Below are 3,600 nucleotides of genomic sequence, written 5' to 3' on the forward strand. Positions count from 1 at the left end.
TACCCCGACTTCGACGTCCTCGATGCCGTGGCGACCTGGGACGAGGCGACCCGGAAGGTGGTGCTGGCCAGGTTGGAGCCGCCCGGTCCGTTCCGGTTCTTCACCCGGGCCGAGGTGGCCCCCCTCCGGGCGTTCTGCGACACCGTGCTCGCCCAGGACAGCGAACCGCGCGTCCCCGTCGCGGAGATGGTCGACGCCAAGCTCGCCGCCGGGCAGCTGGACGGCTACCGCTACGCGGACATGCCCGACGACCGCGACACCTGGCGGCTCGTGCTGGCCGGGCTCGACCACACCGCGCGCACCGGCTACGGACGGGAGTTCGCCGGGTGCGCCCCCGAACTCCGGGAGAACATCATCGGAGAGTTCGCGCACGCTCGGCTGGTCGGCGGTGTGTGGGAGCGACTGAACGTCGCGCGGGGGTGGTCGGTGGTGATGCGCGCGACGTTGGCCGCCTTCTACTCCCATCCCTGGGCCTGGAACGAGATCGGGTTCGGCGGGCCCGCCTACCCGCACGGGTTCATGAGGCTGGGCGGCCCCGGCGCGGCCGCCGCCGGTTCCCGCGAACCCTTCGAGACGCCCGGTGCCACCGAGCGCGACCCGGACGTCGACGTCGAGGGAGGGACGAGCTGATGGGCGACTTCTGGCGCGGCGTCCTCAAGGGCGCGGTCGGGCCTCGGGCGAACGACTCCCGGTTCCTGCTCGACGTGCACTCCCGCGACCTTCCGGGAGAACAGACCATGCGCCGCTACGCCGACGGTGACGAGGTCGATCTGGTCATCGTCGGCGCGGGTGCGGGCGGGTCCGTGCTTGCTCAGCGCCTGGCGCGCCGCGGGTGGCGGATCGTGGTCCTGGAGGCGGGCCCGTTCTGGCACCCCGACCAGGACTGGGTGTCGGACGAGGCGGGCAGCCATCAGCTGTACTGGACCCAGGACCGCGTGATCGGCGGGGCCGACCCGATCGAGCTGGGCAAGAACAACTCCGGCCGCGGCGTCGGCGGGTCGATGGTGCACTACGCCGGCTACACCCCCCGCTTCCACCCCGGCGACTTCTCCACCCTCACCGACGACGGAGCTGGGGGTCGGCGTCGGCACCGTCGTCGGCGCCGACGGGCAACCCGCCGGGGTCGGCGTCGGCAGTGTCGTTCCCGGAGGGCTCGCCGCCAAGGCCGGGATCGCGACCGGGTCGGTGATCACCGCCGTCAACGGCACACCCGTCCACAGCACCGCCGACCTGTCCCAGGTTCTGGCCAGTCTGAACCCGGGACAGGCCGTCCCGGTCGGCGTCACCGATCCCCAGGGCACGTCGAGCACGGGGACCGTCACGCTGGGCCAACTGCCCGGCAGCTGAACCACCCACGACTGTCCCCCGGAGGACGGATGACGACCGCGACCGCAGCCTGGTCACCGTCGCGTCATCGACCACACGTACGACGCCTACGGCCCCTCGATCGTGGGCCGTGTGGTTGGCGCGGAGGCCGCTGCGGCCACCCTTCGCCTGGACGTGCGGTCGTTACCGGACGCCACCAGCCGGACGTACCCCGGCTCAACCCGGATATTTGTATGCAGTAGAATAGTTATCATGACTACAACTAATGAGAGCGTTCCTTCCGGCCCGGTGACGGACACGGAGGATCGAGTGCTCCTGATCGGCGCGTCCCGTGGTCTGGGCCTCGCGCTGGCCCGCGAGTGGGCAGAGAGTGGTCGGCATGTCGTCGCCACCGTTCGCGGCTCGGCCCGCACCCCCCTGCACGACCTCGCCGACACCTCCGCGGGGCAGATCGAGGTCGAGACCGTCGACATCACCGAGCCCGCGGAGGTCGCGGCACTGCACGACCGGCTGGGGGACCGCGCGTTCGACCTGCTGTTCATCAATGCGGGCGTCACCAACGAGCCGGAAGGCACTGTGGCGCAGACCTCGACGGACGAGTTCACCCGGGTGATGGTCACCAATGCGCTGAGCCCGCTGCGCGTCGTCGAAGCGCTGCAGGACCTCGTCGAACCCACTGGCACGATCGGGGTGATGTCCTCGGGTCAGGGCAGCGTGGCAAACAACGAACACGGTGGCCACGAGGTGTACCGCGGTAGCAAGGCTGCGCTCAACACGTTCATGCGCAGCTACGCGGCCCGGCACGACAACGATCTCCGGACGCTGGTCCTGATGGCCCCCGGCTGGGTGCAGACCGACCTCGGCGGTCAGGATGCCCGGCTCACCATCGACGAGAGCATCCCGAACGTCGTCAAGACCCTCGACGCCCTCCGGGGGACGCCCGGTCTGCACTACGTCGACTACCTGGGCCGCACGGTAGCGTGGTGAGCGTGGCAGGGTCGTCGAGACGCTCGGCCGATCCCGTCGAGCAGGCCTGGGTCCTGATGTACCGGCTGGTCGAGGCCCAGGACCGCCGGGGCGAGCTCGCCGAGGCGCTGGGTTTCCGCCTCGGTGGCGGCAGGGGGAAGGTTCTGCTGCAACTTCGCGACGGGCCGCTGACCCTTCGCCAGATCGCGGAGGCGAACGGGGTCGATGCCCCCTACGCGACCCTGATCGTCGACAAGCTCGAGACGCACGGCCTCGTCGAACGTCGGCCGCACCCCGACGACCGACGCCGCAAGCTGGTCACGCTCACCGCTGCCGGACGGGACGCCATCGCGACCGTCGATGCCATCCTCACTCGCCCGCCGCACGCGATCGGCACCCTCCCCGCCGACGACCTCGAGCAGCTCACCGGCATTCTCACGCGTCTGCTCGATGCAGACGCGGCCGAGGCCGGGGGCTGACGGCCGCGCTGGACGTGAGCCGGATGCCGGCGCGTGCCGCCGCCCGAAGTCACGCGGCGGTTCGCTCGTCAAGGGGGTGCCTGCGCAGGATCGCCTTCACGGCCGAGCCGCCGAGGGCGAGCGCCGGCGGATCCATGAGTACCGCTACCGGCAAGGGCTGACCGATCAGGATGAGAAGGTCGCCTGGCGACTCCTCGAACGGCCTTTTGTCAGTATCGCCACGCCGGCACGACCCGGTTGACGACCCGACCAGCAGATAGTGATTCCGTCACTGCCGACCAAAACGGACCCGTCGAGAAAGGGCCCGTCGAGATTTCTGAAACAGTTGAAACAATCGACACGATCGACACACTGTGAACGGCCTCACAGACTCTTGTGGCGGTGACGTGGCGACTCCTAGTGTTTCTCCCCATGCCGAGCATTCTTCAGGTTGATTCCACGCGGCGGGGCGGTCTCGGTCACCGAGCCACCTGTCGCTGTTGTCCCTGACCTCGGCCCCGGGCGACTTCCCGTCGCCATTCGCCGGCCCTCGAGGCCGCAACCTGGTCTGACCGCCGTGCCGTGCTGACCTCCGGGCCACATCGTCGACACGTCGGCATTCTACCTCGCCGCGTGCCGAAATCAATTTCCGCACCATCAACGCCGGGCGGCGAACAGTGTCGTTCCGTACCCGCAGAACCGAGAGGCTCTAACGTGGTCAGCAAGTTCTCCGACTTCGGAAACATCATCCTCAACACCGACAGCTACAAGCATTCGCACCACGTGCTGTACCCGCCGGGAACGGAATACGTATCGAGCTATATCGAGTCGCGTGGCGGCCCTTACCCCG

The 3,600-nt window shown here is 69.2% G+C and carries 5 protein-coding genes and 1 pseudogene; all 6 read left to right on the plus strand.

Annotated elements, in window-relative coordinates:
- A partial coding sequence (locus JWR81_RS21850) for a gluconate 2-dehydrogenase subunit 3 family protein (RefSeq protein ID WP_297656095.1) occupies window positions 1-630 on the plus strand: 630 nt, incomplete at its 5' end.
- Window positions 631-737: 107 nt separating this feature from the next.
- A pseudogene (locus tag JWR81_RS34480) lies at window positions 738-851 on the plus strand (NAD(P)-binding protein); the annotation flags it as partial.
- Between the two features lie 220 nt (window positions 852-1,071).
- Window positions 1,072-1,347, plus strand: a complete 276-nt coding sequence (locus JWR81_RS21855) for a PDZ domain-containing protein (protein ID WP_297656104.1) — start codon at window positions 1,072-1,074, stop codon at window positions 1,345-1,347.
- A gap of 288 nt (window positions 1,348-1,635) precedes the next feature.
- Window positions 1,636-2,313 carry an SDR family oxidoreductase gene (locus JWR81_RS21860; RefSeq protein WP_367278827.1) on the plus strand — a complete coding sequence of 226 codons (678 nt, stop codon included), beginning with the start codon at window positions 1,636-1,638 and terminating at the stop codon, window positions 2,311-2,313.
- Between the two features lie 56 nt (window positions 2,314-2,369).
- On the plus strand, window positions 2,370-2,771 hold the full coding sequence (locus JWR81_RS21865) for a MarR family transcriptional regulator (RefSeq protein ID WP_297656101.1): 402 nt from the start codon (window positions 2,370-2,372) through the stop codon (window positions 2,769-2,771).
- A 693-nt stretch (window positions 2,772-3,464) separates the two neighbouring features.
- The coding region (locus JWR81_RS21870; protein ID WP_297656107.1) for a nicotinamide phosphoribosyltransferase domain-containing protein at window positions 3,465-3,600 on the plus strand (136 nt) is incomplete at its 3' end.

The sequence above is a fragment of the Pseudonocardia sp. genome, assembly GCF_025965585.1.
In the GTDB taxonomy this organism is placed as follows: domain Bacteria; phylum Actinomycetota; class Actinomycetes; order Mycobacteriales; family Pseudonocardiaceae; genus Pseudonocardia.